This is a genomic window from bacterium (assembly GCA_016873475.1).
Classification (GTDB): domain Bacteria; phylum Krumholzibacteriota; class Krumholzibacteriia; order JACNKJ01; family JACNKJ01; genus VGXI01.
This window is the reverse complement of record VGXI01000268.1, coordinates 1-3,649: the sequence shown is the minus strand read 5'-3', so window position 1 is coordinate 3,649 and position 3,649 is coordinate 1. Positions and strand designations below refer to the sequence as shown.

Genomic DNA, 3,649 nt, shown 5'->3' with positions numbered 1-3,649 from the left:
ACGCGCGCGGCGTGGAGGTCGACATGGGCCTCGAAGACATCCGCGCGCTCGCCCGGCACGTGATCGAGCGCGGGCTCAAGAGCGGCAACTGGGCGATGTACGTCGACCAGCCCAAGATCACGGCGCTGGCCATGCTCTACACGCGGGCCGTCGACACGCAGTACAACTTCCAGGTCTTCTCGACCGTGGGCGGCGTCTCCGAGTTTCTCGGCATCGATGCCCTGCGCTTCCTCGGCCCCACCGCCAGCCACTGCGCCTGATCAGGCCGACAGCTGCCGCTTCCGCCAGAGGAAGTAGACGGCCGGGTAGACGAGCAGCTCCAGCACGAAGCTCGTTGTGAGCCCGCCCACCATCGGCGCTGCGATGCGCTTCATCACGTCGGCGCCGATCCCCGTCGACCACATGATGGGCAGGAGACCGATCATCGTGGCGAGCACGGTCATCGCCTTGGGTCGCACGCGCTTGACGGCGCCGTGGATGACCGCCTCGACCAGGTCGGCCTCGTGGCGCAGGCGACCCGCACGCCGGGCCTCGTCGTGGGAAAGGTCGAGGAAGAGCAGCATGAAGACGCCGGTCTCCGCGTCCAGCCCGAGCAGGGCGATCAGGCCCACCCAGACCGCGATCGAGAGGTTGTAGCCCAGCGCCGCAAGCAGCCAGAAGGCACCGATCGCCGAGAAGGGGACGGCGAGCATCACGAGGGCGGTCTTGAAGGTGGACCGCGTATTGAGATAGAGCAGCCCGAAGATGAGCACCAGGGTCAGCGGCAGGATCACCTGCAGCCGTTCGCGCACGCGCAGCATGTTCTCGTACTGGCCGCTCCAGGTGAGCGCGTACCCGGGCGGCAAGGTCACGTGCGCGCCGACGACGCGCTTGGCCTGCGCCACGTAACTGCCGATGTCCTGGCGCGCGGTGTCCAGGTCCACGTAGACGTAGCCCGCGAGCAGGCCGTTCTCGTCGCGGATCATCGCCGGTCCCTGGGTGAGCACGACGTCCGCAACCGCCTCCAGCGGGATCTGGCCGCGGCCGCCGGGCAGCGGGATCAGCACCCGGCGCAGCGCGCTGAGGTCCTCGCGGTAGGCGCGGGCATAGCGGACGTTGATGCCGTAGCGCGCGCGGCCCTCGACCGTGCTGCTCTGGTTCTCGCCGCCGACGGCGGTCATCACGAGCTCGTTGGCGTCGGCGACGCTGAGCCCGTAGCGCGCCAGCTCCTCGCGCTTCAGCACGAAATCGAGGAAGAAGCCGCCGGCCACGCGCTCGGCGTAGGCGCTGCGCGTGCCCGGCAGCTCGGCCACCGCGCGCTCGACCGCGATCGCGATGCGCTCGATCTCGGCCAGGTCGGGCCCCAGGATCTTGATCCCCACCGGCGTGCGAATCCCCGTCGAGAGCATGTCCAGGCGCGCCTTGATCGGCATCGTCCAGGCGTTCGAGATGCCGGGGAGCTGCAGCTTCGCGTCGAGCTCGGCCGTCAGCTCCTCGTGGGTGATGCGGTCGCGCCAGAAGGGCCTGAGCAGCGCGGCCAGCCACTCGGGCGCCCAGCTCGAGTACCAGCGCGGACGCTCGCGCCACTCGCGCTCCGGCTTGAGGAGGATGGTCGTCTCCATCATCGTGAAGGGCGCGGGATCGGTGGCGCTCCCCGCGCGGCCCGCCTTGCCGAAAACGCGCGCCACCTCGGGCACGCTCATGATCAGCCGGACCTGCACCTGCAGCGCCTTCTGCGCCTCGGTCACCGACATGCCGGGCTGCACGGCCGAGGGCATGTACAGCAGGCTGCCCTCCCAGAGCGGCGGCATGAACTCGTGGCCGAGCTTCAGGTAGACGGGCACGGTGCTCGCCACGAGGAGCAGGGCGACGGCGATCGTCGCCTTGGCGTGGCGGACGGTGAAGCGGCAGGGTCCCTCGTAGATCCGCTGCAGGAGCCGGCTCACCGGGTGGCGCTCCTCGGCCTCGTACTTGCCGACGAGGAGCTGCGTCGCGAGCCAGGCCAGCCAGCGCGGGCGAAAGGTGAAGGGATCGATGCGCGCGAAGAGCATGCGCAGCGCCGGGTCGAGCGTGATCGCGAGAAAGGCGGCGATCGCCATCGCCAGGTTCTTGGAGAAGGCGAGCGGCCGAAAGAGGCGGCCCTCCTGGTCGACCAGCAAAAAGACGGGCATGAAGGCGACCGCGATCACGAGCAGCGAGAAGAAGACGCCCGGCCCCACCTCCTGCAGCGCCTCCAGGCGCACGCGGAAGAAGCTCCCGGGCCGTCCGGCCGCCAGCCAGCGGTGGATCTTGTTGTAGGCGTTTTCGACCTCGATGATCGCGCCGTCGACCAGCACGCCGATCGAGATCGCGATGCCGGCCAGGGACATCAGGTTCGCGTTCTGGCCCAGCAGCTTGAGCGGGATGAAGGCGAGCGCGACGGAGACCGGGATCGTCAGGATCGGCACGATCGAGGACGGGAAGTGCCAGAGGAAGACGAGGATCACCAGCGAGACGATGATGATCTCCTCGATCAGCTTGTCGCGCACGGTGTCGATCGCCTCGCCGATCAGTTCGGAGCGATCGTAGGTGGTGACGACCTTCACGCCAGGCGGCAGGGAGGGCTCGAGTTCCGCCAGCCGCGTCTTCACGCGCTCGATCACGGCGAGCGCGTTCTCGCCGGCCCGCATGACGACGATGCCGCCGACGGCGTCGCCCTGGCCGTCGAGTTCGGCGATGCCACGGCGCATCTCGGGACCCAGCTCGACCCGCGCCACGTCCTTCAGGCGCACGGGGGTGCCGCCCTCCGCGCGCAGGACGAGCTGCTCGATGTCGGCGGTGCTCTTCACGTAGCCGCGGCCGCGCACCATGTACTCGCGGCCGGACAGCTCCACGAGCCGGCCGCCGACCTCCTCGTTGCCCTCGCGCACCGCCTGCAGCACGGCCGCCAGCGGCAGACCCTGCGCGGCGAGCGCGTTCGGGTCCACCGTCACCTGGTACTGCCTGACCTGGCCGCCCACCGTGGCCACCTCGGCCACGCCAGGCACGCTGCGCAGGGCGTAGCGCAGGAACCAGTCCTGGACGCTGCGCAACTCGGCGAGGTCGTGGGCGCCCGTCGTGTCGACCAGCGCGTACTGGAAGACCCAGCCCACGCTCGTCGCGTCCGGGCCCAGTTCCACCTGCACGCCGTCCGGCAACTGGGGCGTGACCGTCGCCAGGTACTCGAGGACGCGGCTCCTCGCCCAGTAGAGGTCCGTGCCGTCCTCGAAAATCACGTAGACGAAGCTGTAGCCGAAGTCCGAGAAGCCGCGCACCGCCTTCACGCGCGGCGCCCCGAGCAGGCCGGCCGTGATCGGGTAGGTGACCTGATCCTCGACGATGTCCGGGCTGCGGTCCCAGCGCGAGTAGACGATGACCTGGGTATCGGAGAGGTCCGGCAGGGCGTCCAGCGGGATCGTCCGCATCGCCCACCAGGCGAAGCCGAGAGCGACGATGACGGCGGCGATCACGAGGTAGCGGTTCTCCGCCGAGAAGCGGATGATGGCGCGGATCATGGCGCGTGCTCGGCGTGGGGCGCCGCGCCGCCGGCCGGCGTCAGCGCGGCCAGCGCGGCGCGCAGGCGCGACTCGGAGTCGACGAGGTAGTTGGCCGCGGTCACCACCAGTTCGCCCGCGGCGAGGCCGCCGAGGGG

Annotated in this window: 2 protein-coding genes; one reads left to right on the top strand and one right to left on the bottom strand. The window is 70.0% G+C overall.

The features are described from left to right. Positions 1 to 23 precede the first annotated feature (23 nt). Positions 24 to 260: a hypothetical protein gene (locus FJ251_14455; protein ID MBM4118906.1), complete on the top strand. Its 237-nt coding sequence runs from the start codon at positions 24 to 26 to the stop codon at positions 258 to 260. On the opposite strand, the gene FJ251_14450 is transcribed toward FJ251_14455, so the two are convergent. Next, the gene (locus FJ251_14450; protein MBM4118905.1) at positions 261 to 3,512 is read right to left on the bottom strand and encodes an efflux RND transporter permease subunit; all 3,252 of its coding nucleotides are present in this window, start codon (positions 3,510 to 3,512) and stop codon (positions 261 to 263) included. Between the last annotated feature and the right edge of the window lie 137 nt (positions 3,513 to 3,649).

What these genes read in the sequence shown, in the direction of transcription:
- FJ251_14455 (MBM4118906.1), top strand. Translation starts at nt 24, where the DNA reads ATGGGCCTCGAAGACATCCGCGCGCTCGCCCGGCACGTGATCGAGCGC.
- FJ251_14450 (MBM4118905.1), bottom strand. Translation starts at nt 3,512, where the DNA reads ATGATCCGCGCCATCATCCGCTTCTCGGCGGAGAACCGCTACCTCGTG.